The sequence below is a fragment of the Streptomyces sp. CA-135486 genome, from assembly GCF_050936555.1.
Classification (GTDB): domain Bacteria; phylum Actinomycetota; class Actinomycetes; order Streptomycetales; family Streptomycetaceae; genus Streptomyces.
In genome coordinates, this window is record NZ_JBNJMM010000002.1 from 2,425,747 (window position 1) to 2,443,178 (window position 17,432).

A 17,432-nucleotide genomic window follows, 5' to 3' on the forward strand; every position below is an offset into this window, starting at 1 on the left:
CCCTGCCGTGGGGACCGTGCCGAAGCGGTGAGTTCGGCGGTGATCACTCGCGTCCGATCGAGGTTTGTCCAGTGCTTCCGGCCGGTCGTGCAGGTGCGACGCTGGGTTCAGCGGCAGAGCTCCATGATGGTGTCGTCGAAGTCGGGGAACTCCTGGGCCGCTAGCTCGATCACGGCTGCCGCCGACCGGCGCTGGTTCGGTGCGAACCCTTCGGCGATGGATGCCAACTCCGGATTGGGGTGCGCCTTCCAGTCGGGCTCGTACGAGGTGGCGGCTTCCCAGGGGCCGAAGCCGTCGGCCAGTAGCCACAGGAAGTCGCCCAGGTCGCGGGCGACGACACCGGTCTCTCCCTCGGACCCGAGGAAAGCGAGGGAGTACACCCAGCGTGGGCGGGCTGCGGATTCTCCCCAGGGGCCCTGCAGGCCGTTTCTAGACGTTCGTAAGAGCTAAGTTGATCAACGGTGCTGCTCTTCGGTCTACAGCCAGTCGCGCTTCTTGAAGATGACGTAAAGGCTCACGCAGACCACTGCCATCAGCAGGATTGCCAAGGGGTAGCCGCCTGCCCACTTGAGTTCGGGCATGTCTTCGAAGTTCATGCCGTAGATGGTTCCTACGAGTGTGGGTGCAAAGAGGATGGCGGCCCACGAGGAGATCTTCTTGATTCCATCCGCCGAGCGGCTCTGACCTGCGGAAACGCGCATTCTTCGGCCTCTGACCTGCGGTGGAGCGTCTTTCACGGCCTTTCAGTGTCATACCGTGTTACGCAGCCGATTCTCCCCACGCGCTCCCCAGGCGGCTTCATTCTCCCCAGATTCTCCCCAGCGGCGCGGGTCGCGCAGGTGCCGGCGAACTGCGACACGTCTTGGAAGCCGGCAGTCCTCTTGGCGCCGTACCGCTTCGCCTGGATGACGTACTTGTGTGGCCCGACTCCGTCGACGTAGGTCTTCGCTACAACGTCGGCGCCCTTGTCACCCGGGCCTCCCGTGACGCGCAGCTCCGTGACCGGGTGCAAGGAGGTGCGCAGGAACAAATGTCGCAGGGTCCACTCGGAGGCGGCGGGAGGTATCTCACGGTAGATCCGCAACTCACCCAGCCACCGATCGAGCAGGTACTCGGCAGGGTCGTGGCCCGGGGGTATGCGGGCAGCTATCTCGAAGTCGCGTAGTGGTTCCGGGACGCGCAGGCGCCAGTACCCCGCAACGTCATCCGCCTAGTCCTCGGCGCCGTTGGCAACTCCGCCATCAAATCCCCCAGCAGTGTGCAGTGAAAGCAGAGGGTAGGTCGCAGCACTGAACAGTCGCGGAGCGCGAGTTGCGGCCTCGGGCCGCGTGCTGGCCGTTGCCAGTTCCCCCCGGACGCGGAGCTCGTGCATGTGCTGGTGCGCTGCAGCGGCTCCCGGCGTACGGGAACCGTCGCAGCACCTGGTTGGTCCGACATGGGGAGCAGCGCATGACCAAGCTCTCCCCGGCCCCGGCCCCGGCCCCGACCCTTGGCCGCGTCCGTCAGGCGAGCGCTGGCGCAGTCTTGCGGCCCAGGATCCGGGCTGCCAGTTCCGCCGCCTGGACGCGGATCTCCGGAATGGCGGTGGTCTCCCACAGGTTTCCGCGTCGCAACTGGCCGAGCGTCCACACAGGCGCCGCGGTGCGGGCGCCAGCTGCGGTCAGCTTCCCGTCGGTTGCAGTGTCGAAGCCGAGGCCGTGCGGTCCGGGTACGGCGATCCCCAGGTCGAGCAGGCAACGGACGAGTGGATCGGCCAGCTCCTGTATCCGGCTCTCGGTTCCTGTGCAGTTGATGAGGGCACCGACCGTTGCCGACCACCCGTTGGACAGCTGTACGGACACCCCGCAGCCGTCGTCGCTCGTCCGTGCCTTGACCACTTCAGCCGCCTGGACGGTCAGCAGTCCGGCCCGCTGGGCGTCCGCCAGCGCCCGGTCGGTCGCCGGCGGCAGCCGGTGCCGGTGCACCTCCCAGTTCCGCAGCTCACCGGTGAGGAAGCGCTCCCGGTCCGCGAAGGAGAGCTGCTGCCACACCTGGGAGATGTGCGGCCGCAGCTCGTCGACGGCGGGGCGCCAGTCCCCGTAATGCCGCTGGTACAGCGCGGCATGGTGTCGCAACCTGCGCTTCAGCTGCGCGAGGTCGAGCGGTCCGGTCACCGGGCCAAGCTGGAACGTCGTTCTCGACGGCGGGACGGCGGCATGAGGGAGCGGCAGCAGACCACGCCGGGAGACGGCGTGCACCGTGCGGCCGGGAACAACCAGCGTACGGGCGATGTCACACATGGTCAGGCCGGTACCCACGAGCAGCACATCGCGGTCGGTCGGTGCGTTCGAGAGCGCCCCCGGCCGCCAGGGATCGGCGACGAAGTGGGGCGACTCCCGGAGACCGGCCGGGATCCATTCGCCGCTGGGGGCGAGGTTCCCCAGTGCCAGGACCACGGCGTCCGCGTCGAGGGCCCCGCCCCCGCGCAGTTGGAGACGGACGCCGTTGTTGGTGCCCGCCGACGGCTCGCGCTCGATCGCGACGACAAGGTCATGCCGTCGTCGGACGGTCGCGATACTGCCACCGGCCGCCTCGGAACGGTTCAGCGCATCAGCCAGATACGAGCCGTACCTCGCGCGTGGAACGTACTCGCCCGGGTCGACCGGGCGGGCTTCCCGCGCGGAGAGCCAGCGGACGAAATCGCCTCCGTCGTGCGGCAGCGCGCTCATCCGCCCGGCCGTAACGTTCAGCAGGTGCCGAGGGTCAGACGTGGCATAGGCGAGACCCCGCCCTGTCTCCGGCGCGGGATCGACCAGGTCGACCGCCACACCACGCCCGGCACGGACGGCGGAGTCAAGTAGCCGGGCCGAGACGAGCGTGCCCGCCGCGCCCGCCCCGACGACCACGACACGGAGAGTCCCCTCACTCATGGCTCACCCGACGCCGTCGGCCATGCCGGCCGCGAGCGTGGTGCCGTCGATTGGGTCGATGAGCAGGAAGGACCCGGTACGGCGGGACTCGGCGTACGTGTCGAGCGCGAGCGGCTCGGCGGTACGGACCAGTACCCGGCCGATGTCATTGGCCGTCAGCTGCCCCGGGTCCGCGTGCTGGGAGAGGTCTTCCAGGGTGAGCCGCGAGGGTATCTCCTCGACGATCGCCTTGACGGTACGGGTGGTGTGCTTGAGCAGCACCCGTTGGCCGACGGTGAGCGGACGGTCCGCGACATGGCAGACGATGGCACTGACCTCCCGGGTGACCGCGGGCGCCGAGTGGGCGTGGGCGATCAGGTCGCCGCGCGAGATGTCGATGCCGTCGCAGATTCGTACGGTCACCGACTGCGGCGCCCAGGCGGTGTCCACGGCCTTGCCGAGCATGTCGATTGCCTCGACGGTGGTGGTGCGGCCCGAGGGCAGTACGGTCACCGGGTCACCGACGTGCAATGTGCCGGAGGCGATCTGCCCGGCGTAGCCCCGGTAGTCACGGTGCTCAGCGGTCTGGGGCCGGATGACGTACTGCACCGGGATCCGCGCGGGTTCGTCGTCCGGACGGTGGCCGACGGATACGGATTCCAGGTGCTCCAGGACAGTCGGTCCGCCGTACCAGTCCATGTTCCGGGAGGGCTCCACCACGTTGTCGCCGGCGAGCGCGGAGACCGGGATGGAGGTGATCTCCGGGACGCGCAACTCGTTGGCGTACGCGGTGAATTCCTTCGCGATGGCGGCGAAGACGGGTTCCGCGTACTCCACGAGGTCCATCTTGTTGACGGCGAGGACGACGTGCGGGACGCGGAGCAGGGCGGCGACGGCGGCATGGCGGCGGGTCTGCTCGACGACCCCGTTGCGGGCGTCGACCAGCACGACGGCCAGCTCGGCCGTCGACGCCCCGGTCACCATGTTGCGCGTGTACTGCACGTGCCCGGGGGTGTCGGCCAGGATGAACCGGCGCCGGGGAGTGGCGAAGTAGCGGTAGGCGACGTCGATGGTGATGCCCTGCTCGCGCTCGGCCCGCAGGCCGTCGGTCAGCAGCGCCAGGTCGGGGGCTCCCTGGCCGCGGTTGCGGGAGGCGTGCTCGACGGCCTCCAGCTGGTCGGCCAGTACGGACTTGGAGTCGAACAACAGCCGGCCGACGAGCGTGGACTTGCCGTCGTCCACGGAACCGGCGGTGGCGAAGCGCAGTGTGTCGATTGCCATCTCTAGAAGTACCCCTCGCGCTTGCGGTCTTCCATCGCGGCCTCGGACAGTTTGTCGTCGGCACGGGTCGCACCCCGCTCAGTGAGCCGGGAGGCGGCGATCTCGGCGATCACGGCGTCCAGCGTCACAGCGTCCGAGTCGACGGCGCCGGTGCACGACATGTCGCCGACCGTGCGATAGCGGATCAGCCGGGTCTCGATGGTCTCCGACTCCTTCGGCCCGCCCCACTCACCGACCGTCAGCCACATGCCGCCCCGGGCGAACACCTCGCGCTCGTGTGCGAAGTAGATCTCCGGGAGTTCGATCTCCTCGCGGGCGATGTACTGCCACACGTCCAGTTCGGTCCAGTTGGACAGCGGGAAGACGCGGACGTGCTCGCCGGGCGAATGCCGCCCGTTGTAGAGCTGCCACAGCTCGGGTCGCTGGCGGCGGGGGTCCCACTGCGAGAACTCGTCCCGAAGGCTGAACACCCGCTCCTTGGCGCGCGCCTTCTCCTCGTCGCGCCGCCCGCCGCCGAACACCGCGTCGAAGCGCTCGGCTTGGATCTTCTCGGTCAGCGGCACAGTCTGCAGCGGATTGCGGGTCCCGTCGGGCCGCTCACGCAGCACACCCCGGTCGATGTAGTCCTGCACGGAGGCGACGTGCAGCCGCAGACCGTGCCGCTCGACGGTCCGGTCCCGGTACTCCAGGACCTCGGGGAAGTTGTGCCCCGTGTCCACGTGCAGCAAGGAGAAGGGAATGGGGGCGGGAACGAACGCCTTCAGCGCCAGGTGCAGCATGACGATCGAGTCTTTGCCGCCGGAGAACAGGATCACCGGCCGCTCGAACTCACCCGCCACTTCGCGGAAGATGTGCACGGCCTCGGACTCCAGCGAGTCCAGGTGGCTCAGGGCGCGGGGAGAGTCGTCGGTCTGGTTCCGAGCGCCCTTCTGCCGCGGGCCGCCCCCCTGTTCCGGGGCCGAACCGGTGGTGGCAGCTGCCGTCGTCATGCCAGTCCCCTTTCCGTCAGCAACACGTGCAGTACCGCTGCGGATTCCTGCACGCTCTGGGTGTGTGCCTCGATCCGCAGGTCTGGGACCTCCGGCTCCTCGTACGGGTCGTCCACTCCGGTCAGACCGGTGATCTCCCCCGACGCCTGCCGGGCGTACAGCCCCTTCACGTCGCGTTCGGAGCACACCTCGACCGGCGTGGCGACATGTACCTCCAGGTAGGGAGTGCCACTGCTTTCGTGGCGCTTGCGCACCGCTTCCCGGCTGTCGGCGTACGGCGCGATCACCGGCACAAGGGTGGTGACGCCGTTGCGTGCCAATACCTCCGCCACCAGGCCGATGCGCTGGACGTTGGCGTCCCGGTCCGCGCGACCGAAGCCCAGACCCGCGGAGAGGAACGACCGGATCTCGTCGCCGTCCAGTACCTCGACCCGATGTCCGTCGGCACGCAGCCTCTCGGCCAGTTCGTAGGCAAGGGTGGTCTTGCCCGCGCTGGGCAAACCGGTCAGCCACACCGTCGCACCTGGCCAGCAGGTGCATATTCCTTGCTGTTTCATCCGGTCCTTTCCGATTGTGGCCGCGTCGATCGCGGTTGTGCGCCCGTGGGTGTCAGCCGACGGATTGTGCGGCTTCCTTGCCGATTTCGGGTGCCGTGGGTTTCCTTCCGATGGCGCTCTCCGCCGATCCCTCGCGGGGCAGCTGGAGGGTCAGGGCACCGAGAATCACGGCGGTCACTGCGACCACGAGGTAGTACCACATGAAATCGCCGGTGATGTTCTTCAGGAATCCCGCCGTGTAGTTTCCGACGATTCCGCCGATTCCCTGGGTCACATTGGTGACACCGAAGATGACCGTCGCGGCGGCGCCCGACGCCGACTTTGATACGTACGCCGGCACAAGCCCGTAAATCGGGTAGAAGGCGAGCGCGAAGAGAACACCGGAGACCATCGGGAGGAATCCGATGGGGGCAACCACCAGGAGCACGGCGGAGATGAAGAAGAGTGCGTAGCACATCACCAGTGAGGCGCGTACGCCGATCCGGTCGGAGAGCCAGCCGACCGCGAATCCGGCGAACATTCCGATGACGCCGATGGCACCCCAGACCTGGGCCGCGAAGTCGATGTCAAATCCCAGGCCCTCGCGCAGATAAGGGGAGAGGTAGTTCTGGAACGGCATACAGGCGAACCCGTTCAGGAACTTCATCGTCCAGACGATGACCACCCAGCGCACCAGCACCATGCGCCAGCCGGCGCGGGCACTGGTGTTGTGCGGCATGCCTTCGTTGTCCGTGGTGCCGGGGTCCGCGGTGTCGGGTGTGCTCTCGTTCTCGCTGCGGAAGAGCCCGAGTCGGTGGAAGGTGAAGGTGGCCACCGCGGTCACCATCAGCGTTCCGAACCCGACCGCGTACCACAGCCCCCGCCAGTTGTCGTTCTGGACGAAGCTGGGGACCAGGAGGCTGTTGACGAAGACGCCGTAGCTGGTTCCGCTGGACACCAGTCCCAGCACCTTGCCGCGGTGCCGGTAGTCGATGACCCGGCCGACGATTTCGACCAGCGGCACGTACACGGAGGCCGCTGTGCCTCCCATGATCGTCAATAGGATCCCGATGAAGAGGATGCTGTTGCTCACCGGCAGCAGCACGAGGCAGAGTCCGCACAGCGCCACCGAGCCGATGACGACCTGGCCGCCGCCGATCCGCGTCGACAGCCAGGTGCCGAGCAGGGCGAACAGCAGGAAGCCGAGCTGCCCGGCCGCGGTGATCGTCCCGACCACCGTGTAGTCGAAGCCGAGGTCTTTGCGCATATCGGTGACGAGCTGCGCGAAGAGATAGAAGCCGAATCCGTAGGTCGCCGCTACAAAACTGGTCAGCAGTACGGTCGCGACGAATCCGGCGACTACCTTGGGACGGTTGTCGTCGGTGTTCACTTTACTCACCACCGTTGTGGGCCTTTCTGACGGCTTCATGACTCGTGGCTCACGGCTTCCGGGCGACGTGGATGACGAAGTCCACCTCGTCGATGTCGAAACTCTCCTGGAAGTCACCGAAGTTCTGGATGGTGTCGAATCCGGCGTCGATGAGCAGTGACGACAGCTCGTCCGAGAGAATGGGGTAGACCTCCAGGTGGTGTGTGCTGCCGTCCGGGAAGTCGTACTGAAAGCGGCACAGTTGCTCAGCGACATGTGCGACGGTCACTGTTGCCCCGGTCCCGCAGTAGTAGTAGTTGCCGGTGCTCTGGTACCGGTGCCGGCGGATCGCGTCAAAATTCCGGTGGTCGACGATGAGAATGCCGCCGGGATTCAGCGCCTCGTAGAACTCCGAGAGCACGGCACGCCGGTCGGCCTCCTGGAACAGGTGCGGGAACGAACTGCCCAGGCAGACGATCGCGTCGTAACGCCCGTCGATGTGCTCTCGCAGACTGCGCCAATCGGCCTGGAGGACGCGGAAGGACTGTCCGCGCCGCTCGGCGTTCCGCCGAGTCTGTTCGATCATCTCCGCGCTGCCGTCCGTCGCGGTGACCTCGAAGCCCTGCTGTGCCAGAGCGACTGAGTGGTAGCCGGTACCCGCCGCGACGTCGAGCACACGGCGGGCCTCGGCCCCGTTCAGGAGCTCCACGAAGAAGTTCTGCTCACTCGCTTTGCGGCGGTCCCAGTCGATCAGCTCGTCCCAGCGGTCGACGAGAGTACGTACGTACTGGCCCTCGAAGTCGTCCGGAACGGCCGCTTCCGCGACGGGAACTGTGCCTGCGACCCGGGTTGCGGGTGTGGTCATTGTGATCCTCCGGCTCTCTCTGGCGGTGTGAGTCTCCGCAGACATACGGGCGTGGGACGGGTGGCCGTCCGAGGGCCCAGTGCCCCGGTCGGTGTTCGGATCAGCTGAACTTCGCTGCGAACGCCCGGTACTTCAGGGCAAGTTCATCGGCCCATTCAGAGGCATCGCCGAGTTTCATGCTCAGGCACTCGTAGCCGAGCAGTCGCTTCATGACCGCCATCTCCGGCTCGGTGAAGTGCACCGTTCCGTCGTCGTCGATGCGGTCGATGCCGTCGGCGCGCTGGCACTCCTCGTTGATGCGGATCGCCTTGTCCTGTCCGAGGCCGTCGGGCAGGTCGAGCGTGCCGCCGCCTCGGTGGACCCGGACCGGATAGCCGCCGGGCAGGCCGTCCGGTGCGGGGGCGTGGGCGAGCACCCCGCTGTCGGTCGCCAGGCCCTTCAGCACCCGTACGGCGGAGGAGGCGGTCAGCAGCTGACCGTCGATGCCGCCGAGCCGCTTGAGCCGGTTGTCGAGTTGGGCGAAGAGCGCGCCGTGGTGAACCTCCGCAGTCCCGGGCTGGCCCGCCACCGTCACCGCGAGGTGGTACGCACCCTGCCCGGCGTCGCCGAAGCGCGGTACGTAGTGACTGAAGTAGTGCTGGGCGGTGAGCCGGAGCTCCACCATCGAAGGGTGCGTGTTCAGCAGGTGTGCGGCGCCCAGGGTGAGCGCGGGGACGATGTTGGCGACGTTGCCCGCACCGATCGTCGGCGCCAGGCCGACCTTGCCGAGGACCGGGCCGACCGCGTCGGGGAACGCGGCGTTGACGACCTTGGCGTCGATGCCCGCATCCCGTACCGCCTGCATCAACAGATGATTGAGCGTCAGGTGCATCGGCAGCCACGGCCCGAACTGCGCCTCGTCGAGCTCCTCGAAGACCTCCTTGGGCAGGGCGGTGATGATCCGCCAGGACTGGAGCGATCCGCCCATGAAGATGATGTCGGGCCGGACCCTGGCGAGGGTCTCCGCCGTGGCGTCGACATCACGGAGGTCGACATGGACCGTTTTGACGGTGCCGTGTTCGCCGAGATTGGTGGAGGTGAAAAGCGCCAGATTGCCGCGCCTGCGGATGGTCTCGGTGTCACGGCCGGCCAGCACGACCCGGTTGGTCGCCGGGTCGCTCAGGAGCATGTTGAGCACCTTGGCGCTCAGGTCGCCCATGCCCACCAGCATGATGAGCGGCTTGCCGGAACCGTCGGTTGAGGAAGTCAAGGTTTTACCTCCAGGACGTACGGAGAGGAGACTCAGCGCGGGTAGGAGCCGTTGTCGGCGCGCAGCAAGGCGCCGGTCAGCGTCCGGGACTCGTCGCTGAGCAGGTAGGCGCACACATCAGCCACGTACTCGGGGAGGATGTCGCCGTCGAGCTGCTCCTGGCGCTTGTACTCGGCATAGCGGTAGTCCGGGATCCGGTCCGCGATGGCCGTATTCACGATGAGGCCCGGTGAAACCACGTTGACCCTGATGTAGGGGGCGAAGTTCATGGCGTTGGACTTCGTGAGACCGATGACACCGGCCTTGACCGTGCCATACAGCGCGTCCGAACTGCCGACCTCGCCCGCGACCGACGCCAGGTTCACGATGGCGCCGCGCCGCTTGGCCGGCAGCAGATGGTCCGCGAAACGGCGGGACAGCCACACCGGACCCTTGACGTTCACGGCGATGACCCGCTCGATCGTGGCGTCGTCGTACTCCCAGACCGGCTGCCCGAGGTACAGACCGGCATTGTTGACCAGGCCGTCCACTTCCGGGTGCGCGGCAAGGACCCGGTCCATGAAGGCATCGCAGTCCTGGTGCGAAGCGACATCGCTGACATGGGTCTCCAGCGCCCGGCCGCGATGTTCCTCGGCAAGCGACTTCAAGCCCGGTTCGTCGATGTCACAGGTGATGACGGTCTTGCCGGCGTTCAGCAGCCGGCCAACCAGGGCCCGGCCGACACCGCTGGCTCCGCCGGTGACGATGACAGTGGTCACGCTCATGTGGATGCCTCCTCTGCCGGCCGCAGCCGGTACCGGTCCAGGTGCTCGTAGAAGGGGCGGCAGTAGCGCTCGAACTCGCGCAGAGCTGGCCGTGTCTCGTATGTGAAGCGGTATTCGCGCTGCGGCGTGCTGAAGCCGCTGCTGGCCGCCACGTCCGTGTGCCAGCCGCTCCATGTGGTCCATTCGGGCTGCTCGCCCGCGGACCACTTCAGCGCTTCAGGGAGGAAGGGGATCCCGACTGCTTCGCAGTAGGCGGCGATGGTGGCCTCGGGACGGGCCGCGAGATCCGCTGCGTTGACGACCACCGGCGCGGTGCCCGTCAACTCCCGCACGAGGTCGAAGGCCTTGGCCAGCTGTTCGTACCCGAGTACCTCGCGGGTGAGCTCAGGGTGCACGGTGGCGTGGGAGAGGACGGCTTCCTCGGGATCACGGATCAGGAAGGTATTGACCTGGCCGAGCAGGTATGTGGGGTCCTTCAACAGATGGTCGAGACAGTGGTACGGGAAGTCCTTGTGGAACACCGGGCGTTCGAGCCGCGCGGCCTCCATCATCTCCTTGACCTCGAGATAGGTCAGCGGATGATCCGGATCCGGGTTCTTGTGTGGAATGGCGGCACGCTCTTCGTGCATGAAGAAGACGTAGGCGAAGGCTTCATGGAATACCTTGAAGTCGCCCCGCTCGATGAACGAGCGCTCCAGTGCGGTCGACATCGACCTGGGATGGCTCCAGAGCGCAATGGACTGTTGCATTCGGCACCTCCTCGATGATGGGGGGAATGTCAGCCTGTGGACGGCTCAGGTCAGCAGCAGGGGCTGCGCGGAGGTGGTGATGGTCTGGAACTGATGCGCGACGAAGTCGATCAACTTCCGGGTATTCGCCATGACTTCGGCGTACGTCGAGATGAATGAGCCGTAGTGGGCGAATTCCTCGGGATGCATGCCGGCCGGGTCGTACGCGCGATGGAACGACGGAAGCCACATCAGTTTCTCCAGGACGTTCGCCGGAACTTCCTGCTCGATGGCCCGCGTGTCGAAGGACGGCAGTTCATGCTCGCGGCGCATCACGTCGGCGATGAACTGGGGCTTGCAGGTATAGGCGACCGCGCCGCCCGCGCTCTGTTCCAGATGCATGCTCAGCGTGCTGCTGCCCTGGTCCGGGTCGTCGACCTCGAGGCTGGAGAGCAACGGCTTGATGGGGTGGTCGTTCTCCTGGATGAGCGTGTGGATGCGCTTGAGAATGGCGACTTCGGCCCAGCGCAGATCGGTCTGGGAGAGTTCGATCTCGCGGATCGCCGCTTCGTAGCGGAGGTCGTTGTTTGCCCCGAAGCGCCCGATCATGTGCGTGAAGACCGCGCGCCACCGTCCGGTGTCGATTCCCTGGTCGTGCGCCCGCTTCAGCCCGGATTCCACTGCCTCGGCACAGGCCGCGAACTGCGGAACCGTATAGGAGAGCGTGGAGTTGATGGAGATTCCGCGGGCCACCAGCTGCCGTACGACCTCGTACCCCTGCTTGGTGCCGGGCACCTTCACCATGAGATTGGGGGATATTCGGGCGATGCGCAGTGCCTGTTCCAGCATGAGGTCGGCATTGAGCATGTGGCGCGGATCGAGCTGTCCGGAGACCCAGCCGAACTTGCCGTCGCTTGCCTCCCACATCGGCAGCATCTCGCGCGCCGCGCGGCGCAGCGCCTCCTCGTAGACGAGCGAGAAGGTGCTTTCCACATCAGGGGTCAGCTGATAGCGGATGAGCTCCTGGATGTCATTGCGCCAGCTCTCCGGGGACGCCAGGACACTCTGCGCGACCAGGGAGGGATTGGTCGTGATGCCACGTACCAGGGAACGTTCGGGCGTCGCCGGACACAGAAAGCGGTTGAGCTGCTCCTGCCAGCGTTCCCTGGTGTCCTTGTCGGGTGCGGTGGCCAGATGGTGATCGCACCACCGGGGAAAGTCGAGCGGCGAGGAATCCCACCAGATCTCCGCCGACTTACCGGCGTGCTGAAGCTCTTCAAGAACACTCGGCATGCGATTCATCCCTTTCCAACTCGGTGTCTCCGGAGGGCCAGGCAGTCGTCACTGGGTCGCGCGTACGGCCGGATTCCAGGTGTTCCACCCGTCCAGCAAGCGGGGAAGTTCCTTCATCGAGTCGAAGGCGATCGCTCCTTCGGCCATCAGGTCCGCTGCCGTCCCGCTCTCCTGCGGTGCGTAGGCGAACACCGACATGCCGGCCGCGAGGCCCGCCCGGACACCGACGAGGCTGTCCTCGACGACTGCGCAGTGCGCGGCGGGCACTCCGAGATCGGCCGCTGCGTGCAGGAACAGTCCGGGGTCCGGCTTCCATGCGCCGACCTCGTACGCGCTGTAAATGCGGTCCTGGAAATATGGCAACAGACCAGTCAGGCTCAGGGTGTTGAGGATCTTCTCGCGCGGCGCGCTGGACGCCGTACAGAAGGGCAGCCCAAGGTCCTCGACGACCTGCCGCACATGGGGAACGGGTCGCAGTTCGGTGGCGAATAGATCCGCGGACCTGCTGCGGAACTGCGGGATGAAACTGGCCGGCAGTGCCCGGCCCAGCCGCGCCTCAAGCTGTCCGACCCACTCTGCGACCTTTCGGCCCCGTATGAATTCGAGCGCCTGCTCCGAAGAGAAGTCGAGTCCCGCTGCGCCTGCCATTTCTCGCATGACTTGCGAGCTCAGTGTCTCACTGTCGACAAGGACCCCGTCGCAGTCAAATATAACCAGACGTTTCGTCACGGGGAACCCTTTCATTGCTTCGCGAATGCCCCGCAGTAGGCTTCCGACACCCTCTGCGGCGGGACGTCCCCAGCAAAGCAAAGCATTCTATCGATTGGCTCATCGCTCGATACCTTAGCAACCAAGAGAGGGGGCAAAGGTGTTCAATTCGGGCACGGATGACAGAGTCACGGGCATTGCCTTGTCCTGTCATTGGGGTGTAGCTAGCTTCTTCTCGGGGGCGCATGCTGATCACCCAAGTCTCAGGCATTGCCATCCCTGCCTATTTCGATCACCTTTGTTGTCGGATTCTTGATCAGGTGTCCGTGCGAGAGGGAGTTCAATGAAGTTCGGAGTCCTTGGCCCGCTGTCCTTGACGGAGGGAAGTGATTCCCTGCTGCCGTCCGCTCCCAAGACGCGTCAGCTCCTGGCTCTCCTGCTGCTCAGTGCGAACTCCCTGGTGACGCTGGACGCCTGTGTCCAGGAGCTGTGGGGCGAAGCCGCACCACGCAGCGCCGTGCAGAGCGTGCACACCCGGGTGTTCCAGATTCGGCAGGCTCTGGGCGGTGGCTCTTCCGGAAGGACGGCGGACGAGAGCAAGCGCATTCTGGCGACGCATCACCAGGGCTATTCGCTACGCGTCGAGGACGGAGCCCTCGATCTTCATTCCCTCGACCAGTACTTGGCGGACTTCCGGCGAGCGCAATCACGCAAGGACGACCCTCTCGTTTCTGCGGCGCTTCGCTCGGCGCTCGGCCTCTGGCGTGGGCGCACCCTGCTGGACGTGCAGCAGGGCCCATGCATCCAGGCGTATGTCACGGGTATAGAAGATCTTCGGATGACTGCACTGGAGCAGTGCATCGATGCCGAATTGCGACTGGGTATGCACCATCAGCTGCTCTCTGAACTGAGCACCCTCGTATCCCGGCATCCGGTGCACGAGAATCTGCATGCTCAATACATGATCGCGCTCTACCGGTCGGGCCGTACGGCGGAGTCCCTCGAGGCGTACCGCCGGCTCCACAAGAAACTGACCGACGAACTCGGCATCGAACCGTCCCATCGGGTCAGGCGGCTGCAAACGGCCGTACTGACCGAAAGCACGGAACTTGATGTCTCCGCGCCGGACAGAATGAGCCTTTCGCTGGGTCTCATGACTAGCCGATAACGGGGCGCGGTCATGCTGTCGGCTGCGCATTCTCTCCGGCTGGTGTCGGTCGCCTGGGCCAGGGGGACCAGAGGTCTGGAACTGGCGCAGGTCAGCCGCCCGGGCGCCCCTCAATCCCGTAGCACCCGCTGGCACCCCCTGAACAACTGTGATGAGGAGTTCCATGTCCCGCCGCCTGTTCACCTCGGAGTCCGTGACCGAGGGGCACCCCGACAAGATCGCTGACCAGATCAGCGACACGATCCTCGACGCGCTCCTCACGGAGGACCCCTCCTCCCGAGTGGCCGTCGAGACGCTGATCACCACCGGCCTCGTGCACGTCGCCGGCGAAGTGACCACCAAGGCGTGGGCCGACATCCCCACGCTCGTCCGCAGCAAGATCCTGGAAATTGGATACGACTCGTCCAAGAAGGGCTTCGACGGCGCCTCGTGCGGCGTCTCGGTGTCCATTGGCGCGCAGTCCCCGGACATCGCACAGGGCGCCGAAACCTCGTACGAGAAGCGCGTGGCGGGCGGCACCGCCGGTGATGAGGGCGACCTGCTGGACGTGCAGGGAGCCGGTGACCAGGGGCTGATGTTCGGGTACGCCTGTGAAGAGACGCCCGAGCTGATGCCGTTGCCCATCCACCTGGCCCACCGCCTCTCCAGCCGGATGACTCAGGTACGCAAGGACGGCACGCTCCCTTACCTTCGTCCTGACGGCAAGACTCAGGTCACCGTCGAGTACCTGGGCAGCAGGGCGGTCCGGCTCGACACGGTCGTGGTCTCCTCGCAGCACGCGCCGGGCATTGACTTGGAAGGGCTGCTGACTCCGGACCTTCGGCAGTTCGTGGTCGAGGCGGTGCTCAAGGAGCTGGCGGAGGAGGGCGTCGACCTGGAGACGGACGGCTACCGCCTCCTGGTGAACCCGACCGGACGCTTCGAGATCGGCGGCCCGATGGGGGACGCGGGCCTGACCGGCCGCAAGATCATCATCGACACGTACGGTGGCATGGCCCGCCACGGCGGCGGTGCCTTCTCGGGCAAGGACCCGTCGAAAGTCGACCGCTCGGCCGCGTACGCGATGCGCTGGGTCGCCAAGCACGTGGTGGCCGCGGGCCTCGCGGCACGTTGTGAGGTGCAGGTCGCGTACGCGATCGGCAAGGCCGAGCCGGTCGGTCTGTTCATCGAGACCTTCGGCACCGCCACGGTGCCGACCGCCGCCATCGAGAAGGCCGTTGCCGAAGTCTTCGATCTCCGCCCCGCCGCGATCATCCGCGATCTCGACCTGCTCCGCCCGATCTATGGCCAGACCGCCGCATACGGCCACTTCGGCCGCGAACTACCGGACTTCACCTGGGAGCGCACCGACCGCGTCGACGCCCTCCGCACGGCCACGGGGCGGTGAGCCGTGCTGGAGCACCACGGAAGGCGTACCGAGGCCGAGGACACCTTGCCCTTTGCCACCGGCAGTCACACGGGCTCCTTCTCCTTCGAATTCTTTCCGGCGAAGACCGAGTCGGGAGATCGCGCGCTCTGGGAGGTGATCCGCCGGGCCGAGGCACTGTCCCCCTCGTTCATCTCGGTCACCTACGGCGCCGGCGGCTCCTCCCGGGACCGTACGGTCGAGGCCACTCGGCGCATCGCGGCCGAGACGACACTCCGTCCGGTCGCCCACCTCACCGCGGTCGGGCACTCTGTGGCCGAACTGCGCCGGATCATCGGGCAGTACGCCGACGCCGGTATCCGGGACATCCTTGTGCTGCGCGGTGATCCGCCGGGCGACCCCACAGGCGCGTGGGCCCCGCACCCGCAGGGGCTGACCTATGCGTACGAGCTTGTCGAACTCGTATGCTCGCTGGGCGAGTTCAGTGTCGGCGTCGCCGCCTTCCCCGAACGGCACCCGCGCTCGGCCGACTGGGACAGCGAGATCCGGCACTTTGTGGCCAAGTGCCGGGCGGGCGCGGACTATGCGATCACACAAATGTTCTTCGATGTCGAGGACTATCTGAGGTTGCGCGACCGGGTGGCCGCAGCGGGCTGTGACGTCCCGATCATCCCCGAGACCGACTCGAAGCCGTCCGCGGAGACCGGGACGCCTCGTACCGCGTCGGCGTCGACCACGCGACCACCATGGGGCGCCGCCTGTTGGCCGAAGGCGCCCCCGGACTGCACTACATCACGCTCAACCGCTCCTCGGCGGCCTTCGAAATCCATCGCAACATCCTCGACGTGCTCGATGCAAGGAGTCCACGACATGCCCTCGCCGTAGGCCACTGACCTCACGGAGCTCATGGGTCAGGGGTCGCCGGCCTTCCGGCGGGAAGGGGACCGACCGACCTCGCCGGGCATGAGATGTCCGGTATCCGCACTGGTGTCACCGCCGGGTGCGCCTGAAAAGCCGGCCTCTGCCGCTGCAGAACAGCGGAGCGGCCGTCGTCGACCGCCGAGAGTGACTCCTGGGGGAGTTCGTGCGTCTTGCCATCACCGGTTCCATTGCCACCGACCATCTGGCGACCTTCCCCGGAAGGTTCGCCGACCAGCTGATACCCGATCAGCTCTCCCACATTTCCCTCTCCTTCCTCGTCGACGACCTGGAGGTCCGGCGTGGTGGAGTCGCCGCGAACATCGCTTTCGGGCTCGGCCTGCTGGGGCTGACCCCGTATCTGGTCGGTGCGGTCGGACCGGACTTCGACGAGTATCGGATCTGGCTCAAGGAACACGGTGTCGACACCGAGCACGTGCGGGTGTCCAGCCGGTCGCGGACCGCGCGCTTCATGTGCACCACTGATCAGGACCAGAATCAGATCGCCTCTTTCTACGCCGGGGCGATGGCAGAGGCTGCGCAGATCGATCTCTCCGTCATCTCCGGGCGGACGGGTGGGGTGGATCTTGTGCTGGTCGCCCCCAACACTCCTGAAGCCATGATCCGGCATACGCGGCAGTGCGAGGAGTTGGGCGTGCCCTTCGCGGCCGATCCCTCTCAGCAGCTCGCCCGGCTGACCCGCGACGAGGTGCGACTGCTCGTCACCGGCGCGCTGTGGTTGTTCACCAACGACTACGAAGCCGCGCTCCTATCGGAACTCAGCGGCTGGACGCGGGAAGAGATTCTCTCCCGGGTGGGTGCGTGGATCACCACGCGGGGCGCCGACGGAGTCACCCTCGCGACCGCCGACGGTACGGAGGAGTCCTTCCCCGCCATGCCGTCGGCGGCCGTTGCGGACCCCACCGGGGTCGGCGACGCCTTCAGAGCCGGCTTCCTCGCCGGTACGAGCTGGGGGCTCGCGGTCGACGTGGCGATCCCGCTGGGCTGCGCCATGGCCACCAGGGCGTTGGAAACCGTGGGTTCGCAGCAGTACACCGTTTCGCCGACGGACCTGCTGACGCGCATCGCTGACACGTACGGCGGCCAGGTGGGTGCCCGGCTCGCCCCGTATCTGGAGCTGTCACCGTGATCGCGGAGGCCGCCATCCTCCTTTCTGCCGCGGGGTGTGGGACGTACGTCACGTTCGTATGCGGCCGCACCGTCCACTGGGACCAGTCGGCGATGACCACAGGCGCGTGGGCGTTTCCGGACCCCGGGACGGACGAGGGGGAACAGTCCGCTCCTACCCA

The 17,432-nt window shown here is 66.6% G+C and carries 17 protein-coding genes and 2 pseudogenes; 5 read left to right on the forward strand and 14 right to left on the reverse strand.

Annotation, left to right across the window (positions count from 1 at the left end; all coding sequences use genetic code 11):
* Nucleotides 1-107: 107 nt before the first annotated feature.
* The 3 genes and pseudogenes from ACQEVG_RS30415 to ACQEVG_RS30425 form a co-directional block, all read right to left on the reverse strand.
* The gene (locus tag ACQEVG_RS30415; RefSeq protein WP_432989681.1) at nucleotides 108-380 is read right to left on the reverse strand and encodes a hypothetical protein; all 273 of its coding nucleotides are present in this window, start codon (nucleotides 378-380) and stop codon (nucleotides 108-110) included.
* 96 nt (nucleotides 381-476) lie between these two features.
* Nucleotides 477-662, reverse strand: a pseudogene (locus ACQEVG_RS30420) (CorA family divalent cation transporter); the annotation flags it as partial.
* Between the two features lie 71 nt (nucleotides 663-733).
* Entirely contained in the window at nucleotides 734-1,084 is a 351-nt protein-coding gene (locus ACQEVG_RS30425; RefSeq protein WP_432989683.1) for a restriction endonuclease, read from the reverse strand.
* Here ACQEVG_RS30425 and ACQEVG_RS30430 point away from each other — a divergent pair.
* A complete protein-coding gene (locus tag ACQEVG_RS30430) occupies nucleotides 1,031-1,165 on the forward strand; it encodes a hypothetical protein (protein ID WP_326653485.1) in 135 nt (44 codons plus the stop codon). The two genes, ACQEVG_RS30425 and ACQEVG_RS30430, sit on opposite strands and share 54 nt — an antisense overlap.
* Before the next feature lie 337 nt (nucleotides 1,166-1,502).
* Here ACQEVG_RS30430 and ACQEVG_RS30435 read toward each other — a convergent pair whose 3' ends face one another.
* The 11 genes from ACQEVG_RS30435 to ACQEVG_RS30485 form a co-directional block, all read right to left on the reverse strand.
* Nucleotides 1,503-2,909, reverse strand: coding sequence for an FAD/NAD(P)-binding protein (locus tag ACQEVG_RS30435; RefSeq protein ID WP_432989685.1), 1,407 nt, complete (start codon nucleotides 2,907-2,909; stop codon nucleotides 1,503-1,505).
* 3 nt (nucleotides 2,910-2,912) lie between these two features.
* A complete protein-coding gene (locus tag ACQEVG_RS30440) occupies nucleotides 2,913-4,169 on the reverse strand; it encodes a sulfate adenylyltransferase subunit 1 (RefSeq protein WP_432989687.1) in 1,257 nt (418 codons plus the stop codon).
* A 2-nt stretch (nucleotides 4,170-4,171) separates the two neighbouring features.
* Nucleotides 4,172-5,158: a sulfate adenylyltransferase subunit CysD gene (gene cysD / locus ACQEVG_RS30445; RefSeq protein WP_432989689.1), complete on the reverse strand. Its 987-nt coding sequence runs from the start codon at nucleotides 5,156-5,158 to the stop codon at nucleotides 4,172-4,174.
* Nucleotides 5,155-5,715: an adenylyl-sulfate kinase gene (cysC, locus tag ACQEVG_RS30450; RefSeq protein WP_326653489.1), complete on the reverse strand. Its 561-nt coding sequence runs from the start codon at nucleotides 5,713-5,715 to the stop codon at nucleotides 5,155-5,157. The genes cysD and cysC overlap by 4 nt, the downstream gene beginning before the upstream one ends.
* A gap of 52 nt (nucleotides 5,716-5,767) precedes the next feature.
* Nucleotides 5,768-7,084: an MFS transporter gene (locus tag ACQEVG_RS30455; RefSeq protein WP_432989692.1), complete on the reverse strand. Its 1,317-nt coding sequence runs from the start codon at nucleotides 7,082-7,084 to the stop codon at nucleotides 5,768-5,770.
* 49 nt (nucleotides 7,085-7,133) lie between these two features.
* Nucleotides 7,134-7,928, reverse strand: coding sequence for a class I SAM-dependent methyltransferase (locus ACQEVG_RS30460; protein WP_432989694.1), 795 nt, complete (start codon nucleotides 7,926-7,928; stop codon nucleotides 7,134-7,136).
* 100 nt (nucleotides 7,929-8,028) lie between these two features.
* Nucleotides 8,029-9,177 (reverse strand): hypothetical protein, encoded by a 1,149-nt coding sequence (locus tag ACQEVG_RS30465; RefSeq protein ID WP_432989696.1) that lies wholly within the window; start codon nucleotides 9,175-9,177, stop codon nucleotides 8,029-8,031.
* Nucleotides 9,178-9,209: 32 nt separating this feature from the next.
* A complete protein-coding gene (locus ACQEVG_RS30470; RefSeq protein ID WP_328667274.1) occupies nucleotides 9,210-9,941 on the reverse strand; it encodes an SDR family NAD(P)-dependent oxidoreductase in 732 nt (243 codons plus the stop codon).
* Entirely contained in the window at nucleotides 9,938-10,690 is a 753-nt protein-coding gene (locus tag ACQEVG_RS30475) for a hypothetical protein (RefSeq protein ID WP_432989699.1), read from the reverse strand. Before ACQEVG_RS30475 ends, ACQEVG_RS30470 begins: the two co-directional genes overlap by 4 nt.
* Nucleotides 10,691-10,735: 45 nt before the next feature.
* A complete protein-coding gene (locus tag ACQEVG_RS30480; protein ID WP_432989701.1) occupies nucleotides 10,736-11,962 on the reverse strand; it encodes a transaldolase family protein in 1,227 nt (408 codons plus the stop codon).
* 48 nt (nucleotides 11,963-12,010) lie between these two features.
* The gene (locus tag ACQEVG_RS30485) at nucleotides 12,011-12,706 is read right to left on the reverse strand and encodes an HAD family hydrolase (protein ID WP_432989703.1); all 696 of its coding nucleotides are present in this window, start codon (nucleotides 12,704-12,706) and stop codon (nucleotides 12,011-12,013) included.
* 307 nt (nucleotides 12,707-13,013) lie between these two features.
* On the opposite strand from ACQEVG_RS30485, the gene ACQEVG_RS30490 reads away from it, so the two are divergent.
* From ACQEVG_RS30490 to ACQEVG_RS30505, 4 genes and pseudogenes are all read left to right on the forward strand, one after another.
* A complete protein-coding gene (locus ACQEVG_RS30490; protein ID WP_432989705.1) occupies nucleotides 13,014-13,838 on the forward strand; it encodes an AfsR/SARP family transcriptional regulator in 825 nt (274 codons plus the stop codon).
* Between the two features lie 163 nt (nucleotides 13,839-14,001).
* Entirely contained in the window at nucleotides 14,002-15,225 is a 1,224-nt protein-coding gene (gene metK, locus ACQEVG_RS30495; protein WP_432989707.1) for a methionine adenosyltransferase, read from the forward strand.
* A 3-nt stretch (nucleotides 15,226-15,228) separates the two neighbouring features.
* Nucleotides 15,229-16,097 (forward strand): annotated as a pseudogene (locus ACQEVG_RS30500) (methylenetetrahydrofolate reductase).
* A 191-nt stretch (nucleotides 16,098-16,288) separates the two neighbouring features.
* On the forward strand, nucleotides 16,289-17,272 hold the full coding sequence (locus tag ACQEVG_RS30505; protein WP_432989709.1) for a carbohydrate kinase family protein: 984 nt from the start codon (nucleotides 16,289-16,291) through the stop codon (nucleotides 17,270-17,272).
* Nucleotides 17,273-17,432: the final 160 nt, after the last annotated feature.

Bases quoted from the DNA above. Each gene is read 5' to 3' on its own strand.
- ACQEVG_RS30430 (WP_326653485.1), top strand. From the start codon at position 1,031: ATGTCGCAGGGTCCACTCGGAGGCGGCGGGAGGTATCTCACGGTAGAT.
- ACQEVG_RS30435 (WP_432989685.1), bottom strand. From the start codon at position 2,909: ATGAGTGAGGGGACTCTCCGTGTCGTGGTCGTCGGGGCGGGCGCGGCG.
- ACQEVG_RS30440 (WP_432989687.1), bottom strand. From the start codon at position 4,169: ATGGCAATCGACACACTGCGCTTCGCCACCGCCGGTTCCGTGGACGAC.
- cysD (WP_432989689.1), bottom strand. From the start codon at position 5,158: ATGACGACGGCAGCTGCCACCACCGGTTCGGCCCCGGAACAGGGGGGC.
- cysC (WP_326653489.1), bottom strand. From the start codon at position 5,715: ATGAAACAGCAAGGAATATGCACCTGCTGGCCAGGTGCGACGGTGTGG.
- ACQEVG_RS30460 (WP_432989694.1), bottom strand. From the start codon at position 7,928: ATGACCACACCCGCAACCCGGGTCGCAGGCACAGTTCCCGTCGCGGAA.
- ACQEVG_RS30470 (WP_328667274.1), bottom strand. From the start codon at position 9,941: ATGAGCGTGACCACTGTCATCGTCACCGGCGGAGCCAGCGGTGTCGGC.
- ACQEVG_RS30475 (WP_432989699.1), bottom strand. From the start codon at position 10,690: ATGCAACAGTCCATTGCGCTCTGGAGCCATCCCAGGTCGATGTCGACC.
- ACQEVG_RS30480 (WP_432989701.1), bottom strand. From the start codon at position 11,962: ATGCCGAGTGTTCTTGAAGAGCTTCAGCACGCCGGTAAGTCGGCGGAG.
- ACQEVG_RS30485 (WP_432989703.1), bottom strand. From the start codon at position 12,706: ATGAAAGGGTTCCCCGTGACGAAACGTCTGGTTATATTTGACTGCGAC.
- ACQEVG_RS30490 (WP_432989705.1), top strand. From the start codon at position 13,014: ATGAAGTTCGGAGTCCTTGGCCCGCTGTCCTTGACGGAGGGAAGTGAT.
- metK (WP_432989707.1), top strand. From the start codon at position 14,002: ATGTCCCGCCGCCTGTTCACCTCGGAGTCCGTGACCGAGGGGCACCCC.